The organism is Microcella daejeonensis, from assembly GCF_026625045.1.
GTDB classification, from domain to species: domain Bacteria; phylum Actinomycetota; class Actinomycetes; order Actinomycetales; family Microbacteriaceae; genus Microcella; species Microcella daejeonensis.
Map to the genome: position 1 here is coordinate 934,819 of NZ_CP113089.1, position 22,377 is coordinate 957,195.

The following is a 22,377-nucleotide window of genomic DNA, read 5'->3' on the forward strand; positions in this document are numbered from 1 at the left end:
CCGAGGCCCTCGGCGGCCGTCGGCGCCGCGCGCCTAGGCTTGAGGTATGCGACGTCGAGGGATGCTCTGGGGAGGGATCATCGCCGTCGCCGTGCTGCTCGCCACGGCCGGCGTCGCCGTCACGGCCGCCGTCACCCGCACCCCCGAGCGCCACGTCGAGGCCTACCTCGCCGCGCTCGCCGCCGACGACGCCGTCAGCCTGCGGCTGCTCGCGGGACTGCCAGGCGACGCGCCGCTTCCCCTCGGCGACGACGGCACGCCGACGACCGCCGCCGTGCGGGCGACCGAGCAGCGGGAGGACGGACGGGTCGCGGTCGTCGTCGAGTACGGCGAGGACGGTCGCGACACCAGCACCGCGATCTTCGTGCTCGAACCGGCCACCCTCGCGACGCCCACCGGCTGGCGCTTCACCGAGCCGCCGCTCGCGACCATCGCCCTCACCGCGCCGGCCGGCGTCGACGCGATCGTCAACGGCCGCCCGCTCGACGGCGCCGACGGCGCGGAGGGCGCCGGGCGGGCGGCGACCACCGTCACGGCCTTCGTGCCCGCGCGGGTGACGGCGCAGCTCGACAGCCCCTGGCTGGTCGCCGACCCCTCCTCGGTGCGGGCCGGCTCGGGCGCCGCGCTCGCGCTCGTGGGCTCGCCGACGGCGCGTCTGGAGCGGGCCGTGCAGCAGCAGGTGGCGGGCTTCCTCGCGGAGTGCACCGAGCAGCGGGTGCTGCTGCCCCGGGGCTGCCCCTTCGGGCTCGAGATCGACGACCGCGTGCTCGGCGAGCCCCGGTGGAGCGTCGAGATCGGGCCGGCGCTGCGCATCGCGGCCGCCCCGGACGGCGACGGCTACCGGGTGGAGGGCGAGGCCTCGTTGCGTCTGCGGGCCGAGGTGCAGCGACTGCGCGACGGGGTGATCGAGCAGCTCGACACGCTCGTTCCGGCCGCCATCGACGCGCGCCTGACGATCTCGGGCGAGACGCCCGAGCTCGAGATCAGGCCTCCGGCCGCCTGAGCTCGGATGCCGCGGGGGCGCCGGCAGCGGTATCCACCGTCGCCGACCGCGCCGCGCGCTGCTCGAGCATCGCGTTGTAGGCGTTCAGCTCGGCGTCGCCGTCGCGGTCGGCCTGGCGATCGCGGCGCTTCGTCTCGCGGGAGTCGTCGCGCGACCACATCACGGCCACGAGGATGGCGAGGGCCAGGGTCGGGATCTCGCCGACGCTCCAGGCGATCTCGCCGCCCGTCACCTGATCGGCGAGCGGCGCATCGCCCCACTCGCGGCCCATCGCGCCGAACCACTCGGGCAGCAGCAGGCTCGTGCCCGTGATGAGCGAGAGGCCGAAGAAGGCGTGGAAGGCCATCGTCGCGAGCAGGATCATGAGCCGCACCGGGTAGGCCGGCCGGTACGGCGCCGGGTCGACGCCGATGAGCGCGTTGACGAACAGGAACCCGCTGAGCAGGAAGTGCAGGATCATCCACTGGTGGCCGAGGTGGTCGGTGACCGCCCAGGAGAACAGCGGCGAGTAGTAGAACGCGATGAGCGAGACGGCGAAGATCACCGAGGCGACGACGGGATGCCCGAGCACGCCCACGTACCGGGAGTGCACGATCGCGAGGATCCACTCGCGGGGGCCGCGCGAGCCGTCCTTGCGCATGCGGATCGCCCGCGCGGCGAGCGTGACGGGCGCGGCGAGCACGAGGGTGATCGGGATGGCCATGCTGAGGATCATGTGGCCGAGCATGTGCACGCTGAACAGGTAGCGCTCGTAGACGGCGAAGCCGCTCGAGGTCACGAGGAACAGGGCCGCCATGCCCGTCACCCAGAGGATGGTGCGGTGCACGGGCCACGCGTCGCCGCGGCGGCGAAGACGCCAGACGCCCGCGAGGTAGAAGAAGGCCCCGAAGCCGGCGATGAGCGCCCAGACGAGGTTGAGGTCCCACTCCGTCAGCAGCCGCCAGGGCTCGAAGGCGGGCGGCAGCGGGGCCCCGGTGAGCAGCTCGGCGGGGCTCGGGTCGGCCAGCTGCTCGGCGGGCGTCTCGGGCGCGGGCGAGGGCGTGCGCGCGAGGGCGGCCGCGAGCCCCGAGGCGATGCCCATGACGGCGAGCTCGGCGACGACGATGGACCAGAAGGCCGTGCGGGGCCGGCGGTCGTCGGCGACCCGCGCGATGAGCGCCCGGCGGTAGGCGACGCCGAAGCCCGCGAGCACCGCGAGCGCGGCGACCTTGGAGAGCAGGATGGCGCCGTAGGCGGAGTCGAGGCCCTCCCAGCCGCCGACGCGGATCTGGGCGCTCACCACGCCGGAGATCGCGACGACGATGAAGGCGACGAGGGCGACGCTCGAGTAGCGGGCGAGCACGATCGGCAGACGCGCGCCGAGCGCGCCGCGCAGCAGCACCAGGGCGAGCAGGCCGCCGACCCAGACGGCCGCGAAGACCGAGTGCAGGTAGACGGCGGTCGTGGCCGCGGCGTGGTCGGCGGTGCCGCCCGCGTGGCCGGTCTGCGCCACGGGCCAGAGCGCGGCCACGGCGACGACCGTCGTGATCGCGAGGACGGCGGGGGAGCGCACGGCGAAGCAGACCACCGTGATCGCCGCGGCCATGATCATCGTGATGAGCCACGGCTGACCGATCGGCGTCTCGCCGAAGTAGAAGGCGAGCTGCTCGCCGAACGCCGCATCGAGGCTGAACGGCTGCAGGTAGATGGTGAGGAAGGTGAAGTAGCCGGTCGCCCCGGCCGCGAGCGTCCACAGCGCGCCGGAGACCGCGGCGATGTCGAGGGCGCGCCCGAACTCGGGGCGCTTCGGGCTGAGCGCCAGCACCGCGAGCAGCAGCGAGCCGATCGTGCCGGCGGCGGCGAGGTTCGAGACGAGCTTGGCGATCGGCAGGCCGTAGCGGGCGACGACGCCCGGGTCGGCGAGCAGGGGAGCCGCGGCGCCCCCGCCGAGCACGAGGGCGACGAGCGAGGCGAGCACCGCCGCGATGACGAGGGCGGCGACGCCGAGCGGACCGGTCGCTCCCGAGCGCAGGGCCTCTGCGGCCGCGGGCGAGCTCGACGAGGAGCGATCCGGGGGAGCGGAGCGGGTGATGGTCACCGGGCACGATCCTTGATTCGACGGGGCTGGAGGCGCCTCCACTGTAGGCGAGCATCCTGACCGTCGAACGAGGGGATGCCCGGCGCGGGCCGCCCGCACGACCGCACCGGCCGCGGCCCTCCCGCGCCGATCGCACCGGTTAACGCCGCGACGGGGGCGACCCGCAGGGCCGCCCCCGTCGCGGGGACCATCAGTGGTCGGGAGTTACTTGACAGCAGCCTTGAGCTTGCTGCCGGCCGAGATCTTGACGCCGTTCGAGGCGGCGATCTGGATGGCCTCGCCCGTCTGGGGGTTGCGGCCCTGGCGGGCGGCGCGAGCGGTGCGCTCGACCGAGAGCCAGCCCGGGATCGAGACCTTGGTGCCCGACGCGAGCGAGCTCGAGAGGGTCGAGAACAGGCCGTCGACGACGCGGTTCACGTCGGCCTGGCTCAGGCCGGACTCAGCAGCCACGGCAGCGACGAGCTCGGAACGGTTCAGGGACTTGTCAGCCATTGGGGTCCTCCTCGGACTTCACAACATTCAGTGGTGCGGCTGCATCGGCGAGGGGCGCCGCGAGCCGCCTCGAAACTAGCAGTGATTCCGCATGATTCCGGGCATTCCGGTGCGCGGTGCGCCGGGAACACCCAGGATCGTCGAATTCCCGTCACGCCCCGACGACGGGCGGAGGTGCGGCTCGAGCCGCTCGCCGGGCCCGCGGAGGGCATCCCGGGAACGCCGAAGGGGCGCCCCCGTGACGGGGACGCCCCTTCGCGACGATGCGTGGTGCGGTGCTTACCAGCTCGACTTGGTGATGCCGGGCAGCTCGCCGCGGTGCGCCATGTCGCGGAAGCGCACGCGCGAGATGCCGTACTGCTTGAGGTGACCGCGGGGGCGGCCGTCGACCGCGTCGCGGTTGCGCACGCGCACGGGCGAGGCGTTGCGGGGCAGCTTCTGCAGGCCCTGGCGGGCGGCCTCGCGCGACTCGTCGGTGCCGTTCGGGTCGACGAGGGCCTTCTTCAGCTCCAGGCGCTTGGTCGCGTAGCGCGCGACGATGACCTTGCGCTGCTCGTTACGAGCGATCTTGCTCTTCTTCGCCATGGTTAGCGCTCCTCGCGGAAATCGACGTGCTTGCGGATGACCGGGTCGTACTTCTTGAGCACGAGGCGGTCGGGGTCGTTGCGGCGGTTCTTGCGGGTCACGTAGGTGTACCCGGTGCCCGCGGTCGACCGGAGCTTGATGATGGGACGAACGTCCTGCTGCTTGGCCATTAGATCTTCTCCCCGCGCGCAAGGAGGTCCTTGACCACGGACTCGATACCGCGTGCGTCGATGACCTTGATGCCCTTGGCCGACAGGGTCAGCGTGACATTACGGCGCAGCGACGGCACGAAGTACGTCTTCTTCTGGATGTTCGGGTCGAACCGGCGCTTGGTGCGGCGGTGCGAGTGCGAGATGTTGTGGCCAAAGCCGGGAACGGCTCCGGTCACCTGGCAGACGGCTGCCATGGCTTCCTCATTTCGATAGGGCTACCGTGCGGCGAACGCCGCACCCAAGGTCACTTGTCGGCACGCGGACACCGCCTGCTCCGTTCGAGTAGCGGGATGAACGGGGCGGAGCGCGCACAATGCGGGCGATCGCTCGCCCGGCACAATCCCCCAGCTTAGGGCGTGGCGGCCGATTCGGCAACGCGGCTGCAGGCGGCGCAGAGCCCGAAGACGTCGACGACGTGCTCGGCGGCCGTGAAGCCGTGCTCGGAGGCGATGCTGCGCGCCCACTCCTCGACGGCGTGTGCCTCGATCTCGACCGTCAGCCCGCAGTTGCGGCAGATGAGGTGGTGGTGGTGGGTGCCGGGCGTGCACGCGCGGTAGAGCGCCTCGCCGTCCTGCGTGAGCGAGTCGGCCTCGCCCTCCTCCGAGAGGTCGGTGAGCGCTCGGTAGACGGTCGCGAGCCCGATGGTCGAGCCGCCCTCGCGCAGGGAGGAGTGCAGGGCCTGCGCGCTGACGAAGCCGGTCGACTCTCCGAGTGCCGCGCGCACGGCCTCGCGCTGCCAGGTGTTGCGCTTCATGGTGAGACCAGGGTACGCGGCGCTGCTGCGGGTTCGGGATGCTCGGCTCGAGCGCGCGGTCGGCGCGCGTCGAGCATCCGGCCCGCGAGGAGGGCCAGCCCCACGAGGGCCGCGACGACGACCGTGATCGCGCCCCCGGCGGCGACCGCGAGCTCGCGCGAGAGCAGCACGCCGATGACCGCCGCGAGCGCGCCGAGGACGGGGGAGAGGGCGAGCACGGCGGTGGTGGAGGAGACCAGGCGCCGCGCGGCGGCGGCCGGCCCCACGATGAGAGCGATGGCGAGGACGGCGCCGATCGCCGGCATGATCGCGACGACCGTGGCGGCGATGAGCGCCGAGGTGAGGGCCTCGATGACCCACGGCCGGTAGCCGGCGGCGCGGTAGCCGAGCTCGTCGACCGTGGCGAAGACGATGTGGCGGCCGCGGAGGGCGAGCACCACGGCGGCCACGACGAGCACCGCCGCGGTGAGGGCGATGTCGGGCCAGCCCACCGTGAGGATCGAGCCGACGAGGAAGCTCTCGACCGAGATCGGCAGCGAGGGGTTCGCCGACTGCAGCAGGGCGCCCAGCGCGAAGCCGAACGTCAGCACGACGCCCGCCGCGACCTGCCCGCCCTGGCCGCGCACCCGCGCGATGAGGGTCATGAGGGCGACGAGCACGATCGAGAAGAGCGCCGAGCCGAGCACGACGCTGAAGCCGAGCACCGCCGCGACCATCGCCCCCGGGAAGGTCGCGTGGGTGAGCGCGGTCGTGAAGAACGCGCGGCGGCGCAGCACGACGAGCGTGCCGACGAGGCCTGCGAGCGCTCCGGCGAGCACGGCCTCGAGCAGGGCCCGCTCGAAGAAGCCGAGCTCGATCATGCGCGGGCCTCGGCGGGGGCGGTGGGCGCGGCCGGTGCGGAGGCGGTCGGGGCGCCGGGCGCGGCAGGGGCGGATGCGCGGCCGCGGCCGCGGCGCGCGGCGACTCCGGCGCCCGCGAGCACGACGAGGTACAGCAGCACGAGTACCGCGATGACCGCGGCCCCGCCGGCGAGCGGCAGGCCCAGATCGACGGAGGCGCGGAAGCCCAGCAGGAGGCCGGCCCAGCCGGCGACCGCGGCGGAGAGGATCGCGAGCGGGAGCATCCAGAGCACGCGATCGGTGACGAGGCGGGCGAGCGCGCCGGGGACCACGAGCAGACCGAGGGCGAGCAGGTTGCCGACCGCCGCGGTGGCCGCGACCGTGAGCAGCGCGATGGCGACGGCGAGCACGAGGTCACTCGCGAGCACGCGATGGCCCGCGGCGAGCGCCGCCCGCTCGTCGTGCGCGCGGAACAGCTGCGTGCGCGCGACAACGGCGACCGCCGCGAGCGCCACCCCCGCGATGATCGCCGTCAGGGCGACGTCGGCGTCGGTGACGGTGAGGAGACGGCCGAACAGGAGCTCCTGCAGCTGCCCGACGTAGCCGCTCTGCCGCGAGACGATGATGATGCCGATGCCGAACATGAGCGTCAGCACGATCGCGATCGCCGAGTCACTGCCGAGGGCGCGGCGGGCGAGCAGCGTGAGGGCGACCGTGCCGATCGCGGCGGCGACGAGCCCGCCCGGCACGAGACCGTCGCGGCCGCCGATCGCGAAGCCGACGACGATGCCCGGGAACACGGCGTGCACGAGCCCGTCGCCCATGAACTGCAGCGAGCGCAGCGTCACGAAGACGCTCACGACGCCGACGGCGACCGCGAGCAGGAGCATGACGAGCAGCGGTCGCGCCATGAACGGCAGCGCGAAGGGCCCGAACAGCGCGTCGATGAGGTCCACGGCGTCAGCGGCGCTCGAGGCGCTGGTCGCCGCGGTCGCGGGACGCCTCGGCGCCATCGCCGAGGCCGCTCGCGTGAGCGCTGGCACGACCGCTCGCGTGGCCGTGATCGTGCGGCGGCACCACGAGGGTGTGCTCGTCGAGCTCGACCTGGTGGCCCGCGAAGACGGCCTCGAGGTTCGGCAGGGTCAGGGTCTCGGCGAGGGGTCCCGCGGCCACCTGCGTTCCGTTGAGCAGCAGCACGCTGTCGCACACCGCCTGCGCGAGGTCGAGGTCGTGCGTCGAGATCACGAAGCCCGTGCCCTCGGCCTTCAGCTCGCGCACGATGTCGAGCAGGGCGTCGCGGTTCGTGGCGTCGAGTCCGTTGAAGGGCTCGTCCAGCACGAGCAGCGCGGGCTCGCTCACGAGGGCGCGCGCGAGCAGACCGCGCTGCTGCTGGCCGCCCGAGAGCAGCCCGAACCGGGTGCGGCGGCGGTCGAGCAGGCCGACGCGGTCGAGGGCCGTGCGCACGGCATCCCGATCGGCCCGCCCGGGCCAGCGCAGGCCCAGCCGGCGGTATCGGCCCATCATGACGACCTGCTCGAGCGTCACCGGGAACTCGGGATCGAGCGCACCCGACTGCGGCACGTAGCCGATGCGGCCCCTGGCCTGGGCGGCCGTGCCGCCGAGCACCCGCAGCTCGCCCGCGGCGACCGTGGTGAGGCCCAGCACGCCGAGGATGACCGTCGACTTGCCGGCGCCGTTCGGGCCGATGAGCGCGAGCGCCTCACCGGGGGCGACGTCGACCGTGACCCCCGTCACCACGGGCGCCTGAGCGCCGTAGGCGAGGCTCAGTCGCTGGGCGGAGAGGACGGGCTGCACGCCCGTCAGTCTGCCACCGCGGCCGGCGGCTCGGGCGCGTCGGCGCCCCAGGCCGCGAGCAGCACCTGCACGTTGTGCACCATGGCGCCGATGTAGGTGGCGCCGTCGCTGCCGTCGGGGCCGAGCGAGTCGCCGTAGAGGCCGTCCTCACCGCTGTAGACCTCGACGCCGGCCTCGCTCGCGATCGTCTCGGCGGCGGCCGGGCTCAGTGAGGTCTCGCTGAAGACGGCGGATGCCCCGCTCTGCTCGATCGCGTCGACGAGCCCGTCGATGTCGGCGGCGCTGACCTCCGCGTTGTCATCGAAGCTCGGGATGACCGCGCCGACGTACTCGAGCCCGTAGGCCTCGACGAAGTAGCCGAAGGCTTCGTGGTTGGTGACGAGCTGACGCTGCTCGGCCGGCACGAGCTCCATCGACTCGACGATCCACGCGTCGAGGGCGTCGAGGCGCTCGGTGTACGCGGCGGCGTTGGCCTCGAAGGCCTCCGCGCTCTCCGGAGCGGCCTCGGCGAGACCGGTCGCGATGCCGTCGACCATGGCGGCGGCGTTGGTCGCGCTCGTCCAGATGTGCGGGTCCTCGCCCTCGTGGGAGTGCTCCTCGCCCTCAGCGGCGGCCTCGTCGGCGTGGGTCTCCTCCTCCGAGCGGGTCTCCTCCTCGGAGTGCGCTGCGTGCTCCTCGGCGGTCTCGCCCGCGTGCTCGTCCGCGGCCTCCTCCTCGGAGTGGGCCGCGTGCTCCTCCGCGGTCTCGCCGGCGTGCTCGTCCGCGTGGGCGTCCTCCCCCTCGGCGAACTCCCGCACGACGACCTCGGCGCTCGCGTCGACGGTCGTGCCGGCGAAGCCGCTCGCCTCGATGGCGTCGTCGAGCCACTCCTCCAGCCCCGCACCGTTGATGACGAGCACGTCGGCGCTGCCGAGCGCCTGCAGGTCGGCGGCGGTCGGGTCGAAGCTGTGCGACGACTGGTTCGGCTGGATCAGGCTCGTGACCTGCGCCTCGTCCCCGGCGATCTCGCGGGTGAAGTCGGCGACCTGCGTGGTCGTCGCGACGATGCGGAGGCCCTCGCCGGCGCTCGAGGCTCCATCCGCGGGGGTCGCGCATCCGGCGAGCCCGAGGGCGAGCGCGGAGGAGGCGAGCAGCGCGGGAACGGCGAGGCGGCGGGCGCGGGGCGCGGCGATGTCGTGCATGACCCCACGGTACGTCTTATCGATAATGGTTGTCAAAACGGTTCTCAATAGAGGGATGCTCGCGCGGAGCATCCCGACGCCGCCCAGTCGGCCGCGCTACCGTGCGCGCATGTCGAACCGCCGCGCCATGCTCACGATGACCGCCCTGCACCGCGCCATCGTGCGCCTCACCGGCGGACGCCTCGGCTGGTCGATCGGCGAGATGCGCGTGATCGAGCTCGAGACGGTCGGGCGCCGATCGGGCGAGCGGCGTCGGGCCATGCTGACCGTGCCCGTCGAGGAGGGCGACCGGCTCGTCGTGATCGCCTCGCGCGGCGGCGACGACGCGATGCCCGCCTGGTACCTGAACCTGCAGGCCGAACCGCGCGTGGGCGTCGCCGAGCAGGGCGGTGCGGTGCGGCCGTACCGGGCGCGCACGGCCGACCCGCAGGAGCGGGAGCGGCTCTGGCCGCGCGCCGTCGCGGCGTACCGCGGCTACGCCGCCTACCAGCGCCGCACCGAGCGGCTGATCCCCGTGGTCATCCTCGAGCCGGAGAGCCCCGCCGCGCCCGCCTAGTCGAGCAGCAGCGCGGGCTCCTCGATGACGCTCGCGACGTCGGCGAGGAACCGGCTCGCGACGTCGCCGTCGACCACGCGGTGATCGAAGGACGCGCCGAGGGTCGTGACGAAGCGCGGGCGCACCTCGCCGTCGACGACCCACGGCTTCTGCTTGATCGTGCCGAGGGCGACGATGGCGACCTCGCCCGGGTTGAGGATGGGCGTGCCGGTGTCCATGCCGAAGACGCCGATGTTGGTCACCGTGATCGTGCCGTCGGCCATGTCGGCGGGCTGCAGCCGGCCGTCGCGCGCGGTGAGCGTGAGCTGCTCGATCGCCTGGGCCAGCTCGCGCAGGCTCATCGACTGGGCGTCCTTGACGTTGGGCACCACGAGGCCCCGAGGGGTCGCCGCGGCGAAGCCGAAGTTGACGAAGTGGTGCACGATGATCTCCTCATCGGTCCACGTCGAGTTGACGGTCGGGTTGCGCCGCACCGCCCAGATCATCGCCTTCGCCATGATGAGCATCGGCGAGACCTTGATGCCCGCGAAGTCGGGGCTCGCCTTGAGCCGCTTGACGAACTCCATCGTGCGGGTCGCGTCGACGTCGACGAAGAGACCCACGTGCGGGGCCGTGAACGCGCTGCGCACCATGGCCTGCGCGATCGCCTTGCGCACGCCCTTGACGGGGATGCGGTCCTCGCGCACCTGCGGCCACTCGGGCGTCTGGATGTTGCGGAACACGCTCGCCTGCGAGGCCTGGCGGATGACGTCGTCGCGCGTGATCTCGCCCGCGAGACCGGTCGGCTGCACCTCCTGCAGGTCGACGCCGAGATCCTTCGCGAGCTTGCGGATCGGCGGCTTCGCGATGACCGGCGCCGCCTGCGCGGCGGGCACGAAGGCGGGGCGGGCGGGCGGGGTCGGGATGCTCGGCGCGGGTGCGGCCGCCGGCGCCGGGGTGCTCATCGCCGGCGCCGCGGGTGCCGCGGCCGGAGGCGCGGCGGCCGGAGCCGGGCTCGACGGCACGGCCTGCGGCCCCGCGGCGGGCCGGCGGCGGCGCGAGGCGACGTGCCCCTTCGCGCCGTAGCCGACGAGCACCGCGCCCGAGCCGTCCTCGGCGGGCGCCGCGGGAGCGCCGTCGGCGCCCCGCTCGTCGTGGTCGATCGTGCTCGCGACGTCGGCGGCGGCGCTCTCGGCGTCGGCCGCGGCAGCCGCAGGAGCCGGGACGGCGGGCGACCCGGCGGGAGCATCCCCGTCGCTCACCCGCACGATGGGCGTGCCCACCTCGACGGTCTGCCCCTCCGAGACGAGCAGCGCCTCGATGGTGCCGGCGAAGGGGCTCGGCAGCTCGACGAGTGACTTCGCCGTCTCGATCTCGACGATGACCTGGTTGACGGCGACCGCGTCGCCCGCCTTGACGTGCCAGGTGACGATCTCGGCCTCGGTCAGACCCTCGCCGACGTCGGGGAGGGGGAACTCAGATGTGCTCACGAGGGGCTCCTGTCGCGGATCAGTAGGCGAGCGCGCGGTCGACGGCGTCGAGGATGCGATCGACGTCGGGAAGGTAGGCGCCCTCGAGCTTCGCCGGCGGGAAGGGCGTGTCGAACCCGCTCACGCGCAGCACGGGGGCCTCGAGCGAGTAGAACGCGGCCTCGGTGACCGTCGCGGCGATCTCGCTGCCGACGCTCGTCGACCCGGGGGCCTCCTGCGCGACGACGAGTCGGCCGGTGCGCCGCACCGAGTCGACCAGCGGGGCGTAGTCGATGGGGCTCAGCGAGCGCAGGTCGACCACCTCGATGCTCGTGCCCTCCTCGGCGGCGAGCGCCGCGGCATCCAGCAGCATGCTGACCATGGCGCCGTGGCCGACGACCGTGACGTCCGTGCCGGGGCGCACGACGCGGGTGGCGTGCAGGGGGCCGGCGGGGGAGTCGAGGTCGACCTCGCCCTTCGGCCAGTAGCGGCTCTTCGGCTCGAAGAACATGACCGGGTCGTCGCTCGCGATCGCCTGCTGGATCATCCAGTAGGCGTCGTGCGGCGTCGCGGGGCTCACCAGGCGCAGACCCGCCGTGTGGGCGAAGTACGCCTCGGGGCTCTCCTGGTGGTGCTCGACGGCGCCGATGTGCCCGCCGTAGGGCACGCGGATCACGACCGGCATGCGCAGCGAGCCCTCGTGCCGGGCGGTGAGCTTCGCCAGCTGCGTGGTGATCTGGTCGAAGCCGGGGAAGATGAAGCCGTCGAACTGGATCTCGACGACTGGGCGGTAGCCGCGCATCGCGAGGCCGATCGCGGTGCCGATGATGCCCGACTCCGCGAGCGGGGTGTCGAGCACGCGGTGGGCGCCGAACTGCTTCTGCAGGTTCTCGGTGACGCGGAACACGCCGCCGAGCGGACCGATATCCTCGCCCATGAGCATGACCTTGGGGTCGGCGCTCATGGCCGCGGCGAGGCCCTGATTGAGCGCCTTCGCCATCGTCATGGTCTGGATGCCCGTCGCGGGCGCGGCCGTCGGGGCCTGGTTCATCGTGTCGGTCATGACTCCCCCTCGAACGAGGCCTCGTAGTTCGCGAGCCACGCGCGCTGGGCATCCATCACCGGATGCGGCTCGCTGTAGACGTGCGCGAACATGCTGTCGGCCGGCGGCGGCTCGAGCGCGAGCGTGCGGCGGCGGGCGTCGGCGGCGAGATCCTCGGCCTGCTGGTGCACCTCGTCGAAGAAGGCGTCGCCCTCGCCGAGGGAGCGCAGGTACGTCTCGAACCGGCTGATCGGGTCGCGCTGGCGCCAGTACTCGACGTCGGCGTCGAGGCGGTACTTCGTGGGGTCGTCGCTCGTGGTGTGCGCGCCCATGCGGTAGGTGAGCGCCTCGATGAAGCGGGGGCCGCCGCCCGAGCGCGCCGCATCGAGGTTCTCGAGCGTGACGGCGTAGCTGGCGAGGACGTCGTTGCCGTCGATCTGGATGCTCGGAATGCCGAAGCCGGCCGGCCGGTGGAACAGCGGCGTGCGCGACTGCACGCTCACCGGCACCGAGATCGCCCAGTGGTTGTTCTGCAGGAAGAAGACCTGGGGCGTGCGGTAGCTCTGCGCGAAGACGAAGGCCTCGTTGACGTCGCCCTGGCTCGTCGCGCCGTCGCCGAAGTAGACCATGACGGCCGCGTCGCGCTCGAGGTCGCCCGTGCCGCTCTCGCCGTCGAGGGCGAGCCCCATGGCGTAGCCGGTGGCGTGCAGCGTCTGCGAGCCGATCACGAGCGTGTAGAGGTGGAAGTTGCCGGTCTCCTCGGGCACCCAGCCGCCGTGGCTGAGCCCGCGCAGCATGGCGATGATCTTCACCGGGTCGAGGCCGCGGATGTAGCCGACGGCGTGCTCGCGGTAGGCGGGGAACAGGTGATCCTGCGGGCGGGCGGCGTAGCCCGAGCCGACCTGCGCGGCCTCCTGGCCGAGGCTCGGGATCCACAGCGCGAGCTGCCCCTGGCGCTGCAGGTTGCCGGCCTCGATGTCGAAGCGGCGCACGACGCTCATCGTGCGGTGGAAGTCGCGCAGGCGCTCCTCGCCGATCGACTCGACGACGCCGCGGTACCGCTCGGTGGCCTCGTTCTGCACGAGTCGGCCCTCCGGCGAGAGCAGCTGGAGGGTCTCGGCCGTGTACGACATGGGTTCCACTCTAGGCCGGGCCCGGAAGCCCCGCTCAGAGACCTCGGACAACCTCGCCCGCGATCTGCAGGAGAATCCGCACAGACCCCTCCTCGCCGATCGAGACCCTGATGCCCTCCCCGGGGAACGCGCGACCGACGATGCCCGCCGCCGTGAAGCGCTCGGCCACCTCGGCCGTCGCCGCGCCCGTGGCGAGCCAGACGAAGTTGCCCTGACTGCTCGGGATGCTCCACCCCTGCTGCACGAGGGCGTCGCGCACGCGCTCCCGGCGCTCGGCGAGCTCGGCGACCTGCGCCAGCAGCTCGGGCTCGTGGTCGAGCGCCGCGAGCACGGCGGCCTGCGCGGCGCCCGTCACCGAGAGGGGGATCTGCGTCGCGCGGGCGGCATCGAGGATGCTGCTCTCGCCGAGCGCGTAGCCGACGCGCAGGCCCGCCAGCCCGTAGGCCTTCGAGAAGGTGCGCAGCACGACGAGGTTCGGCCAGCGGCCGAGCAGGGCGGCGCCGTCGACCGACGATGCGTCGGTGACGAACTCGGCGTAGGCCTCGTCGAGGACGACGAGCAGATCGGCGGGGAGCTGCGCCATGAGCTCGGCGAACTCCGCGGCCCCGACGGTGGGGCCGGTCGGGTTGTTGGGCGAGCAGACGAGCAGCAGCCGGGTGCGGTCGGTCACGGCGGCGACCATCGCGGGCAGGTCGTGGCGGGCATCCGCCGTCAGCGGCACCGGCACGGGGGTCGCCCCGGCGACGGTGACCAGCCCGGGGTACGCCTCGAAGCTGCGCCAGGCGAAGACGACCTCGTCGCCGGCGCCCGCCGCGGCCTGGATGAGCTGGGCGAGCAGGCTGACGCTGCCCGCCCCGACGATGACCTCGTCGGGGCCGACGCCGTGCCGCTCGGCGAGGCGCTCGCGCACGGCGAGGGCGGTCGCGTCGGGGTAGCGGTTGATGCCGGCGGCGGACTCGGCGATCGCGGCGACGACGGCCGGGTGCGGCGGGTTGGGGTTCTCGTTGCTCGACAGTTTGAACGCGCTCGCCGCGGCGGGCCGGCCCTGACGGTAGGGCGGGAGGGCGACGATCTCGGGGCGCAGGCGCACGGGCGGGGTCACGGCACCAGAGTACGGTGCCCTCCCTCGCGATCCGGCCCGGGATGCGACCCGTGGAAGGCGCTCCGCGCGTCGGGCGAACGACCACGTGACGCGGGCGTCGCGCCGGGCCATCATGGGGGTATGACGCGCTTCGTGATCCGACTGCTCATCAACTCGCTCGCCCTGTGGCTGACGACGCTCATCGTCGCGGGCGTGAGCGTGCGCTCGTACGCCGATGACACCCTCGCGACCGTCGTCACCTACCTGCTCGTGGGGCTCATCTTCGGCGTGGTCAACGCGATCATCGGCAACACGATCCGCATCCTCGCCTTCCCCCTCTACATCCTCACGCTCGGGCTCATCGCGCTCGTCGTCAACGGGCTGCTGCTGCTGCTCGTCGCCTGGATCTCCGACCTGATCGGCTTCGGCCTCGAGGTCGACGGCTTCTGGTGGGGCGTTCTCGGCGCGATCGTGCTCGGCCTGCTGAGCTGGCTCATCGGCGTGCTCGTGCGGCCCATCCTCGGTCGCCGCCAGCGCTAGTACTGCTCCTCCCTCCTCCTCCTCCTCACGTCGTACCGACCGGCGGGTCGGCGCGATCGGCCGGTCGGCCGGTCGGCCCGCGGGCCTCTCGCCGCGTCAGTCGTCATCGCGCCGACGCGCCGTATAGTCGATCGCCTCCTGCCCGAGGCCGCCGCGCGGCAGGCCGCTGACGGCGTCCCGCAGCAGCGGCGCCTCGCTGGCGTCCGCCCGGGCGGCCGTCGCCCGGTAGCCGTCGAGGTCGTGGGCGGCGAGCAGGCCGTCGCCCTCCTCCCGCCCTCCGGAGTCGGCCGTCACGAGCACCGCCTCCGTCGCGCCGGGCGCCCCGCCGAGGGCGGTGATGATGTCGTCGCGGTGTCCGATCGCGACGGCGGGGTAGTCGCCGGCGACGGGCATCCCCCCGGTCGGAGCCCCGACCGTCACGAGCCCCGCCGTGCGGAACTCGCCGGACTCGGCGAGCAGGGTGGCGACGGCGCCGCCCTGCGAGTACCCGGTGAAGACCACGGAGCTGCCCGGCCCGGCGCCGGCGTCGGCGAGCGCCGCCCGCACCGCCCGCAGCGAGGAGGCGTCGTGCTCGGCGACGAGGGAGATGTTGCTCGCGTTGTCCCATGGATGCTCCCCGCCGACGGGCGCATCGTGCGCCGTTCCCGCGATGTACACCTCGTACCGCGCGGCGCCTCCCGCCCCGCGGTAGACCTCGACGCGCACGGGCTGGGCCGGATCGGGGATGCGCGCCACGCGACCGGCGAGCCCGACGGGCGGCGTCGGCGGGCCCGCCGCCGCCACGGGCGGCAGTCGCCGCACCTCCACGGGCGCGGCGCCGCGCGCTCCGGCCGCCGCGCCGAGAACGGCGGCCACGCCCGCGGTGGCGGCGACCGAGCCCGGCTCGACCCCGCCGATCGTCGGCATCATCGACTGCACCCGTTCGACGATCGGACGCGGAACGCCGACGGCGCCGAGCACGGCGTCGTCGGCGTGCGGCAGCAGCAGCCCGGCCATCATCGTGGTGGTCTCGTCGTCGAGCACCCGCTCGCCGAGCAGGCGCAGCCCGTCGCGGGCGCTCTCGTCGAGCGCGGCCCGACTGGAGGCCGGGAGCAGCGCGTACCCCGCGGCGACGACGCCGAGCGCGGCGAGCAGGGGACCGCTCACGGCGCCGAGGAGACTGCGGGCGGCGGCACCGACGAGGCCGGCCATGGGCGCGAGCAGGTGGTCGAGCGCGGTGCGCACGGCGGAGTCGGCGGCCTCGTAGCCGTCGAGGGCCAGGCGCAGAGCGGTGCCGAGCCGGGCGAGCTCCTCGGACGAGCGGGAGAGCGAGGCCGCGGCCGTCTCGGCGACGGTGCCGGTGGCGTCGAAGGCCTCGCCCGGCAGCGGAGCGCCGAGCGGGCGCAGCCGACGCGCGGCGCGCTCGCAGTCGTCGGCGCACTGCGCGAGTCGGTGCTCGGCGACGAGCAGGTGCTCGGCGATGACGGTGGAGCCGCCCCCGCCGCCGATCGCGAGCGACGGCTCAGGGCTCACCGAGGGCCTCCTGCTGCCGCAGTCGGGCCGCCGCTCCCTCGAGCGCCAGACCGAGGGCCTCGACATGATCGGCCGCCGTCCGGACGGCCGGCCGGGCGCGCTCGACGGCGTCGGTGAAGGCTCGGGCGGCGGGACCGCGCCACCCCGGATCCTGGGCGACCGATCGCAGACGATCGTCGACCGTCGCGATCTCCGCGGCGACGGCGACGGCCGTGCGGCGCCGCGATTCGACCTCGAGCAGGGCGGTGGTCGCCCCCGGAGCAAAGAGGGACGGGGGCGGCGGGGGCGGCGGGGTCACGGCGGCTCCTCGGGGGTCGGGGCGGGGCGGGATGGGCGGGGGGGGGGATGCGCGGGTGCGGGGGGCGGGGGTGAGCGGGGTGCACCGGCCGATCCGGGTCGGGTGATCGGCCGGTGCGGGTGCGGGCCCGGGGGAGGCCCGCACCGCGGGGTGGGGGGGCGAGCGGGACGATCGTGCCCCGGCCGGGATGCCCGGTGCCGACGGGGAGCGCGCATCGTGCATCCCGCCGCCGTGATCGCGGCTGTGGAGGAGGGGGATGTGGGACACAATGGGGTCATGAGCTTCGACCGGGACATCGGGGAGCCCGGCATCTTCCGCATCTGCTTCGTGTGCACGGGCAACATCTGCCGCTCGCCGATGGCCGAGGCCGTGTTCCGCGATCTCATCCGCCAGCGCGGATGGGAGCACCTCGTCTCGGTGCGCTCGGCCGGCACCGGCGAGTGGCACGTGGGCGAGTCGAGCGACCCGCGCACGATCGGGGTGCTCGAGGCCCGCGGCTTTCCCGCCGCCCACCACCGCGCCCGGCAGTTCGACAGCCAGTGGTTCGACGACCTCGACCTCGTCATCGCCTTCGACCGCACGCACGAGCGCATCCTCAAGACCTGGGCGCCGAGCGACGACGCGCGCAGCAAGGTGCACCTGCTGATGAGCTTCGACCCCGCGGCCGAGGGCGCCCCCGACGTGCCCGACCCGTACTACTCCGACGCCGCGATGTTCGACTCGGTGCTCGGCATGATCGAGCGCGCCTGCCGCGCCCTCTTCCGCCAACTCGAACCCGGAATCCGACAGGGAACCCCATGAGCCTCGCCCCCCAGCCCCTCAGCCCGCTCGACGGCCGTTACCGCGCGCAGGTCTCCGCCCTCGGCGAGCACCTCTCCGAAGCGGGGCTCAACCGGGCGCGCATCCAGGTCGAGGTCGAGTGGCTCATCCACCTCACCGACCGCTCGCTCTTCGGCTCCGAGCCGATGGCCGACGAGGCGAAGCGCCGTCTGCGCCGCCTCGTCACCGAGTTCGGGCAGGAGGACATCGATTCCCTCGCCGAGCGCGAGGCCGTCACCCGGCACGACGTCAAGGCCGTCGAGTACCACGTGCGCGACGCGCTCGCCCGGCTCGGCCTCGGCCACCTCGCCGAGCTCACCCACTTCGCCTGCACGAGCGAAGACATCAACAACCTCTCCTACGCCATCACGATCCGCGCGGCGGTGCGCGAGGTGTGGATGCCCCGCGCCCGCGCCGTCGTCGAGGCGCTGCGCGCCCGGTCGCTCGAGCTCGCCGAGGCGCCGATGCTCGCGCACACGCACGGGCAGCCCGCGACCCCCACGACGATGGGCAAGGAGCTCGCCGTCACCGTGCACCGGCTCGAGCGCCTGCTGGCCTCCGTCGAGGAGGTCGAGTACCTGGGCAAGTTCTCCGGCGCGACGGGCACCTTCTCGGCGCACTACGCCGCCGACCCCGAGCACGACTGGGTGGCGAGCTCGTACGAGTTCGTGACCGGCCTCGGCCTCACCTGGAACCCGCTCACCACCCAGATCGAGTCGCACGACTGGCAGGCGCAGCTCTACCAGCGCATCGCCCACATCGGCCGCGTGCTGCACAACCTCTGCACCGACATCTGGTCCTACATCTCGATGGGCTACTTCCGGCAGATCCCGCAGGCGGGGGCGACGGGCTCGTCGACCATGCCGCACAAGATCAACCCGATCCGCTTCGAGAACGCCGAGGCCAACCTCGAGCTGTCGGCGGCCATCCTCGACTCGCTCGCCGCGACCCTCGTGACCTCGCGTCTGCAGCGCGACCTCACCGACTCCTCGGCGCAGCGCAACATCGGCGTCGGCCTCGGCCACTCGATGCTCGCCCTCGACAACATCCTCAAGGGCCTGGGCGAGATCGCGATCGATCAGGATGCCCTGGACCGCGACCTCGAGGGCAACTGGGAGGTGCTCGGCGAGGCCATCCAGACGGTGATCCGCGCCGAGATCACGGCCGGCCGCTCGTCGATCGCCGACCCGTACGCGATGCTCAAGGAGCTCACGCGCGGCCACCGGGTGAGCGGCGAGGAGCTGCGCGCCTTCGTCGAGGGGCTCGACATCCCCACCGAGGCGAAGCAGCGCCTGCAGGCCCTGACCCCGGCGCTCTACGTCGGCGTCGCGGCCGATCTGGCCCGGCGGGTCGCCCGGGCCGAGTAAGGCCGGCGGGCCCGCCCCGCTACTGGTGCGGGTGGTTCTCTGCGTCGGGGCGGATCTCGCCGTCCATCTGCTTGTTCGGCGTGACGGCGAGCATGAGCATGGCGATGACGACGAGGTCGATCACGAACGTCGCCCCGAAAAAGATGAGCGACAGGATGGGGTCGCGGGTCGCCATGAGCGTGATCGCGCCGACGGCGACGGCGACGAGCGCGGCGAAGGTGACGAGCTCGAGCGGGCGCAGACGCTCGCGGCGGCGGGGTTCGGTCATGAGGGGGAGTGCTCCTTGTCGGCGGTGGTCCCGGGAGTGCTGTCGGTAGTGCCGTCCGCGATGCCGCCGACGCTGATGCCGGCGATGACGAGGAACACACCGGCGATGATCGCGTAGGCGCCGAGGAATCCGGCGGCGCTGCGGGGGTCGCCCACGAGCGTGGCGATGAGGGCGAGCAGGGCGGTGGCGGCTCCGACGACGATCGCGTCGCGGGCGATCGGGTGGGCGCCGCGGCGGCGGATGCCCCACACGAGCTCCCCGACGCCGCCGAAGGCGGCGTACGCCCCGACGAGCAGCAGCAGGAACGCGAGGCCGAACGAGCTGAGCGCGAGCGCGAGCCCCCCGACCACGGTCGCCACCACGGCGAGCCCCAGGTGCAACCCGCGCAGGGCATCCCCCGCCGGCAGCCGGAGCGCGCCGAGCACCAGCCCGGCCGCGCTCGCGAGCCCGAGAACGCCGAGCATCACGAAGCCGAAGCTCGTCGGGTACTCCTTGGTGAAGGTGATGACGAGTCCGACGACGATGAGCGGCACGGCGCGCAGCACGAGGGCGGCGCGGAGCGCACCGAGCGCGGGATGCGCGGTCGCGGGTCGGGGGCTGTCGATCGCCAAGAGGAGTCCTTCGTCAACGGTGCTGATCGGCGTCCAGCCTACGGCCGCCGGCCGGGAGCCGCCTGCGCCCGGCGCTCGACGCTCCCGCGGTCACGGTGCCGGATCAGCCTGCGGCGGAGGTGCACCGGGGAGGTCCGCCGGCGACGCGAGGTCGGCGAGGAGGGCGTCGACCCCCTCCATGACGATGTCGGCGCCGATGATCGCGTGGTCGGCGTCCCGGCACTGCCTCCAGCGCGCCCGATCCATCCGGTACCGCGTCTGCATCGCGGCGGCGCCCTCCCGGACGACGCGCGTCACGCCGTCGGTCTCGAAACCGGTGCGACGCGACACGGCGGTGGAGGCGTCGTTGTCGGTGAACGCCCCCGACACCACGCTCTCCGCCCCGAGGCCCTCGAAGCACAGATGGAGCATGAGCGCTCGCATCCGCGTCCCGATGCCCTGGCCCTGATGCGCACGCCCCAGCCAGGACCCGGTCTCCAGTTCGCGCAGCACGGACCAGTGGTCACCGGATGCGCTCTGCACCCCGACGGGGCGACCGTCCACCAGCACGCCCAGTTCGAGCACCAGGCGATCCGGCCCCACCTGGCTGCGCGCCGCCCACTGGAAGGTCAGGACGCTTCGGGCGACGGCCCGCGCCGGCCCGCGGGTCCAGGGGTGGTTGAACGGCATCGCGCCCTCGTCGTGGATGCCCGCGCCGGCGAGCTCCGCGAGATCCAGGGCGAGCTCGTCGTCGATCCACCGCAGCTCGAGATCGCCCGCCCGCACGCGCAGGCCCGCCGCCGGCCAGAGTTCCGCGAGTCTGCTCGAGGTCATACCCGCCAGAGTGTCATGGCGCAGGTGGGGGAGGAGCTCGGACTAGACCTGCGGCATGTCGGCGAAGCGCGAGAAGTGGCCGTGGAAGCCGACGGTCACGGTCTTCGTCGGCCCGTTGCGGTTCTTCGCGACGATGAGGTCGGCCTCGCCCGCGCGGGGGTTCTCCTTCTCGTAGGCGCTCTCGCGGTGCAGCAGGATGACGATGTCGGCGTCCTGCTCGAGCGATCCCGACTCGCGCAGGTCGCTGATGGCGGGCATCTTGTCGGCGCGCTGCTCGGGGCCTCGGTTCAGCTGCGAGAGGGCCACGACGGGCACCTGCAGCTCCTTCGCCATGAGCTTGAGCGCCCTCGAGAACTCGCTGACCTCCTGCTGACGCGATTCGACCTTCTTGCCGCTCGTCATGAGCTGCAGGTAGTCGATGACGACCATCTTGAGCCCCACGGTCTGCTTGAGCCGGCGGCACTTGGCGCGGATCTCGACGAGGGTCATGTTGGGGCTGTCGTCGATGTAGAGCGGGGCATCCGCGATGCGGCCGCGCGTGGCGGCGATCGTCGTCCAGTCGCGGGTCTCGAGGGTGCCCTTGCGCATGGAGTGCAGCGGCACCGAGGCCTCGGCCGACAGCAGGCGCATGGCGATCTCGCTGCGCCCCATCTCGAGCGAGAAGAAGACCGTCGGCATGGAGTGCTTGATCGTGGCGGCCCGGGCGAAGTCGAGGGCGAGCGTCGACTTGCCGAGCGCGGGGCGCGCGGCGATGAGCACGAGCTGACCGGCGTGGAGGCCGTTGGTGAGACCGTCGAGCTCGGCGAAGCCCGTCGGAACGCCCGTCATCGAGCCGTCGAGCCCGCGCGCGGCCTCGATCTCGTCGATCGCCTCGCCGACGGCGTCGGTGAGCGGCACGTAGTCCTCGGTCTGCACGCCGCCGGCGACGGCGTAGATCTCGGCCTGCGCGTTGTTGACGAGGTCGGTCACCTCGCCCTCGCTCGCGTAGCCCATCTGCACGATGCGCGTGCCCGCGTCGACGAGGCGGCGCAGCACTGCCTTCTCGGCCACCAGGGAGGCGTAGAACCCGGCGTTCGCCGCGGTCGGCACGATCGCGGTGAGCGTGTGCAGGTAGTCGGCCCCGCCGGCCCGGGAGAGCGTGCCCGACTTCTGCAGCTCGTCGGTGACCGCGATCACGTCGGTGGGCTCGCCGTGCGCGTAGAGCGTCAGCAGCGCCTCGAAGATGACCTCGTGCTTGGGGATGTAGAAGTCGATGCCCCGCACCGACTCGATGACGTCCGCGACGGCGTCCTTGCTCAGCAGCATGCCCCCGAGCGCGCTCTGCTCGGCGAGCAGGTCGTGCGGGGGAACCCGCTCGGAGCCGCGGTTCTCGCTCGTGCTGCGACCGTCGAGGGCGCTGCCGATGTGCGCGATGGACACGGGGGACCGCCTTTCGAATGGGGCTCGGAGGGAGCTCGGCCGAGCAGGAGCGGCGCAGCGGATCGTGCTGCACGTCCTGGTCTACCGCCCACCCCCGACACGGCCGCGATGACGCGGCGCGGAACCCGGGATGAGGGCTCCGCCACACAGTAGGGAGCGGTGCGGAGGGCCCCCAAACCACCCTGTGGATAACTCTGTGGATGATCGGCGCGAAACGCCGCTCCGCTTGTGGGCAGCCTGTGGATGACCCTGTGGACTACTCGGTCGATATCACCATCTATCGACCTCTGACCAGGGTTTTCCTTCTCCACACCATGTGGGGAGAAACAGGCCTCAATCGGGGGATGAAGGTTCGTGCGACAGGCGCACTCCTGTGCACAATCCCGTGCAGAACCTCCCTGTTCAGGGGTCTTGCGCGCCGCTCGGGCGACCGGTATAGCGGGGGGCGACACGCCGTTCTACCCCCGGGTGCGCCGGGCGCCCGACGACGCCGAACGGCGCCCCCCGCCGTG

Annotated in this window: 25 protein-coding genes; 5 read left to right on the forward strand and 20 right to left on the reverse strand. The window is 73.1% G+C overall.

The window, feature by feature from the left end; translation table 11 throughout:
- The first annotated feature begins 46 nt into the window (after positions 1–46).
- Positions 47–1,003, forward strand: coding sequence for a hypothetical protein (locus tag OVN18_RS04525; RefSeq protein WP_267782261.1), 957 nt, complete (start codon positions 47–49; stop codon positions 1,001–1,003).
- Here the strand turns inward: OVN18_RS04525 and OVN18_RS04530 are convergent.
- From OVN18_RS04530 to OVN18_RS04575, 10 genes are all read right to left on the reverse strand, one after another.
- Positions 984–3,080, reverse strand: coding sequence for a cytochrome c oxidase assembly protein (locus tag OVN18_RS04530; protein WP_324287797.1), 2,097 nt, complete (start codon positions 3,078–3,080; stop codon positions 984–986). The genes OVN18_RS04525 and OVN18_RS04530 overlap by 20 nt on opposite strands.
- A 204-nt stretch (positions 3,081–3,284) precedes the next feature.
- A complete protein-coding gene (locus OVN18_RS04535; protein WP_168916674.1) occupies positions 3,285–3,572 on the reverse strand; it encodes an HU family DNA-binding protein in 288 nt (95 codons plus the stop codon).
- Between the two features lie 279 nt (positions 3,573–3,851).
- Positions 3,852–4,157, reverse strand: coding sequence for a 30S ribosomal protein S14 (gene rpsN / locus OVN18_RS04540; protein ID WP_168916675.1), 306 nt, complete (start codon positions 4,155–4,157; stop codon positions 3,852–3,854).
- Positions 4,158–4,159: 2 nt separating this feature from the next.
- Entirely contained in the window at positions 4,160–4,327 is a 168-nt protein-coding gene (gene rpmG, locus OVN18_RS04545) for a 50S ribosomal protein L33 (protein WP_168916676.1), read from the reverse strand.
- Positions 4,327–4,563 carry a 50S ribosomal protein L28 gene (rpmB, locus tag OVN18_RS04550; RefSeq protein WP_055857759.1) on the reverse strand — a complete coding sequence of 79 codons (237 nt, stop codon included), beginning with the start codon at positions 4,561–4,563 and terminating at the stop codon, positions 4,327–4,329. Before rpmB ends, rpmG begins: the two co-directional genes overlap by 1 nt.
- Before the next feature lie 155 nt (positions 4,564–4,718).
- Positions 4,719–5,123 carry a Fur family transcriptional regulator gene (locus OVN18_RS04555; RefSeq protein ID WP_267738402.1) on the reverse strand — a complete coding sequence of 135 codons (405 nt, stop codon included), beginning with the start codon at positions 5,121–5,123 and terminating at the stop codon, positions 4,719–4,721.
- Positions 5,120–5,983 (reverse strand): metal ABC transporter permease, encoded by an 864-nt coding sequence (locus tag OVN18_RS04560; RefSeq protein ID WP_267782265.1) that lies wholly within the window; start codon positions 5,981–5,983, stop codon positions 5,120–5,122. Before OVN18_RS04560 ends, OVN18_RS04555 begins: the two co-directional genes overlap by 4 nt.
- Positions 5,980–6,918 (reverse strand): metal ABC transporter permease, encoded by a 939-nt coding sequence (locus OVN18_RS04565; RefSeq protein WP_267782266.1) that lies wholly within the window; start codon positions 6,916–6,918, stop codon positions 5,980–5,982. The genes OVN18_RS04560 and OVN18_RS04565 overlap by 4 nt, the downstream gene beginning before the upstream one ends.
- Before the next feature lie 4 nt (positions 6,919–6,922).
- Positions 6,923–7,777, reverse strand: coding sequence for a metal ABC transporter ATP-binding protein (locus OVN18_RS04570; RefSeq protein WP_267782268.1), 855 nt, complete (start codon positions 7,775–7,777; stop codon positions 6,923–6,925).
- 5 nt (positions 7,778–7,782) lie between these two features.
- The gene (locus OVN18_RS04575; RefSeq protein WP_267782271.1) at positions 7,783–8,958 is read right to left on the reverse strand and encodes a metal ABC transporter substrate-binding protein; all 1,176 of its coding nucleotides are present in this window, start codon (positions 8,956–8,958) and stop codon (positions 7,783–7,785) included.
- A 109-nt stretch (positions 8,959–9,067) separates the two neighbouring features.
- Here OVN18_RS04575 and OVN18_RS04580 point away from each other — a divergent pair, with 109 nt between their 5' ends.
- Positions 9,068–9,514 carry a nitroreductase/quinone reductase family protein gene (locus OVN18_RS04580; protein ID WP_267782275.1) on the forward strand — a complete coding sequence of 149 codons (447 nt, stop codon included), beginning with the start codon at positions 9,068–9,070 and terminating at the stop codon, positions 9,512–9,514.
- Here OVN18_RS04580 and OVN18_RS04585 read toward each other — a convergent pair.
- From OVN18_RS04585 to OVN18_RS04600, 4 genes are read right to left on the reverse strand one after another with little or no spacing between them, the layout of a single operon-like run.
- Complete coding sequence (locus OVN18_RS04585) at positions 9,511–10,983, reverse strand: dihydrolipoamide acetyltransferase family protein (protein WP_267782277.1); 1,473 nt, start codon at positions 10,981–10,983, stop codon at positions 9,511–9,513. The genes OVN18_RS04580 and OVN18_RS04585 overlap by 4 nt on opposite strands.
- A gap of 19 nt (positions 10,984–11,002) precedes the next feature.
- Positions 11,003–12,025: an alpha-ketoacid dehydrogenase subunit beta gene (locus OVN18_RS04590; protein WP_267782279.1), complete on the reverse strand. Its 1,023-nt coding sequence runs from the start codon at positions 12,023–12,025 to the stop codon at positions 11,003–11,005.
- Positions 12,022–13,137: a thiamine pyrophosphate-dependent dehydrogenase E1 component subunit alpha gene (locus OVN18_RS04595; RefSeq protein WP_267738410.1), complete on the reverse strand. Its 1,116-nt coding sequence runs from the start codon at positions 13,135–13,137 to the stop codon at positions 12,022–12,024. The genes OVN18_RS04590 and OVN18_RS04595 overlap by 4 nt, the downstream gene beginning before the upstream one ends.
- A gap of 34 nt (positions 13,138–13,171) precedes the next feature.
- Positions 13,172–14,239 carry a histidinol-phosphate transaminase gene (locus OVN18_RS04600; protein ID WP_267782281.1) on the reverse strand — a complete coding sequence of 356 codons (1,068 nt, stop codon included), beginning with the start codon at positions 14,237–14,239 and terminating at the stop codon, positions 13,172–13,174.
- A gap of 120 nt (positions 14,240–14,359) precedes the next feature.
- Here OVN18_RS04600 and OVN18_RS04605 point away from each other — a divergent pair, with 120 nt between their 5' ends.
- Positions 14,360–14,758 (forward strand): phage holin family protein, encoded by a 399-nt coding sequence (locus OVN18_RS04605; protein WP_267738412.1) that lies wholly within the window; start codon positions 14,360–14,362, stop codon positions 14,756–14,758.
- A gap of 96 nt (positions 14,759–14,854) precedes the next feature.
- On the opposite strand, the gene OVN18_RS04610 is transcribed toward OVN18_RS04605, so the two are convergent.
- Positions 14,855–16,270, reverse strand: coding sequence for an alpha/beta hydrolase family protein (locus tag OVN18_RS04610; RefSeq protein ID WP_267782282.1), 1,416 nt, complete (start codon positions 16,268–16,270; stop codon positions 14,855–14,857).
- Positions 16,260–16,568 (reverse strand): WXG100 family type VII secretion target, encoded by a 309-nt coding sequence (locus OVN18_RS04615; RefSeq protein WP_267782284.1) that lies wholly within the window; start codon positions 16,566–16,568, stop codon positions 16,260–16,262. Before OVN18_RS04615 ends, OVN18_RS04610 begins: the two co-directional genes overlap by 11 nt.
- 276 nt (positions 16,569–16,844) lie before the next feature.
- Between OVN18_RS04615 and OVN18_RS04620 the strand changes: the two genes are divergently transcribed.
- Positions 16,845–17,369, forward strand: a complete 525-nt coding sequence (locus OVN18_RS04620) for a low molecular weight protein-tyrosine-phosphatase (protein ID WP_267738415.1) — start codon at positions 16,845–16,847, stop codon at positions 17,367–17,369.
- Complete coding sequence (gene purB, locus OVN18_RS04625) at positions 17,366–18,754, forward strand: adenylosuccinate lyase (RefSeq protein ID WP_267782287.1); 1,389 nt, start codon at positions 17,366–17,368, stop codon at positions 18,752–18,754. The genes OVN18_RS04620 and purB overlap by 4 nt, the downstream gene beginning before the upstream one ends.
- Before the next feature lie 19 nt (positions 18,755–18,773).
- On the opposite strand, the gene OVN18_RS04630 is transcribed toward purB, so the two are convergent.
- From OVN18_RS04630 to dnaB, 4 genes are all read right to left on the reverse strand, one after another.
- Positions 18,774–19,022 (reverse strand): hypothetical protein, encoded by a 249-nt coding sequence (locus OVN18_RS04630; RefSeq protein WP_168916691.1) that lies wholly within the window; start codon positions 19,020–19,022, stop codon positions 18,774–18,776.
- Positions 19,019–19,633, reverse strand: a complete 615-nt coding sequence (locus tag OVN18_RS04635) for a hypothetical protein (RefSeq protein ID WP_267782288.1) — start codon at positions 19,631–19,633, stop codon at positions 19,019–19,021. Before OVN18_RS04635 ends, OVN18_RS04630 begins: the two co-directional genes overlap by 4 nt.
- Before the next feature lie 90 nt (positions 19,634–19,723).
- The gene (locus OVN18_RS04640; protein WP_267782290.1) at positions 19,724–20,446 is read right to left on the reverse strand and encodes a GNAT family N-acetyltransferase; all 723 of its coding nucleotides are present in this window, start codon (positions 20,444–20,446) and stop codon (positions 19,724–19,726) included.
- A 42-nt stretch (positions 20,447–20,488) separates the two neighbouring features.
- A complete protein-coding gene (dnaB, locus tag OVN18_RS04645; protein ID WP_168916693.1) occupies positions 20,489–21,865 on the reverse strand; it encodes a replicative DNA helicase in 1,377 nt (458 codons plus the stop codon).
- Positions 21,866–22,377 lie beyond the last annotated feature (512 nt).

What these genes read in the sequence shown, in the direction of transcription:
- OVN18_RS04525 (WP_267782261.1), top strand. Translation starts at nt 47, where the DNA reads ATGCGACGTCGAGGGATGCTCTGGGGAGGGATCATCGCCGTCGCCGTG.
- OVN18_RS04535 (WP_168916674.1), bottom strand. Translation starts at nt 3,572, where the DNA reads ATGGCTGACAAGTCCCTGAACCGTTCCGAGCTCGTCGCTGCCGTGGCT.
- rpsN (WP_168916675.1), bottom strand. Translation starts at nt 4,157, where the DNA reads ATGGCGAAGAAGAGCAAGATCGCTCGTAACGAGCAGCGCAAGGTCATC.
- rpmG (WP_168916676.1), bottom strand. Translation starts at nt 4,327, where the DNA reads ATGGCCAAGCAGCAGGACGTTCGTCCCATCATCAAGCTCCGGTCGACC.
- rpmB (WP_055857759.1), bottom strand. Translation starts at nt 4,563, where the DNA reads ATGGCAGCCGTCTGCCAGGTGACCGGAGCCGTTCCCGGCTTTGGCCAC.
- OVN18_RS04555 (WP_267738402.1), bottom strand. Translation starts at nt 5,123, where the DNA reads ATGAAGCGCAACACCTGGCAGCGCGAGGCCGTGCGCGCGGCACTCGGA.
- OVN18_RS04560 (WP_267782265.1), bottom strand. Translation starts at nt 5,983, where the DNA reads ATGATCGAGCTCGGCTTCTTCGAGCGGGCCCTGCTCGAGGCCGTGCTC.
- OVN18_RS04575 (WP_267782271.1), bottom strand. Translation starts at nt 8,958, where the DNA reads ATGCACGACATCGCCGCGCCCCGCGCCCGCCGCCTCGCCGTTCCCGCG.
- OVN18_RS04580 (WP_267782275.1), top strand. Translation starts at nt 9,068, where the DNA reads ATGTCGAACCGCCGCGCCATGCTCACGATGACCGCCCTGCACCGCGCC.
- OVN18_RS04590 (WP_267782279.1), bottom strand. Translation starts at nt 12,025, where the DNA reads ATGACCGACACGATGAACCAGGCCCCGACGGCCGCGCCCGCGACGGGC.
- OVN18_RS04595 (WP_267738410.1), bottom strand. Translation starts at nt 13,137, where the DNA reads ATGTCGTACACGGCCGAGACCCTCCAGCTGCTCTCGCCGGAGGGCCGA.
- OVN18_RS04605 (WP_267738412.1), top strand. Translation starts at nt 14,360, where the DNA reads ATGACGCGCTTCGTGATCCGACTGCTCATCAACTCGCTCGCCCTGTGG.
- OVN18_RS04620 (WP_267738415.1), top strand. Translation starts at nt 16,845, where the DNA reads ATGAGCTTCGACCGGGACATCGGGGAGCCCGGCATCTTCCGCATCTGC.
- purB (WP_267782287.1), top strand. Translation starts at nt 17,366, where the DNA reads ATGAGCCTCGCCCCCCAGCCCCTCAGCCCGCTCGACGGCCGTTACCGC.
- OVN18_RS04630 (WP_168916691.1), bottom strand. Translation starts at nt 19,022, where the DNA reads ATGACCGAACCCCGCCGCCGCGAGCGTCTGCGCCCGCTCGAGCTCGTC.
- OVN18_RS04640 (WP_267782290.1), bottom strand. Translation starts at nt 20,446, where the DNA reads ATGACCTCGAGCAGACTCGCGGAACTCTGGCCGGCGGCGGGCCTGCGC.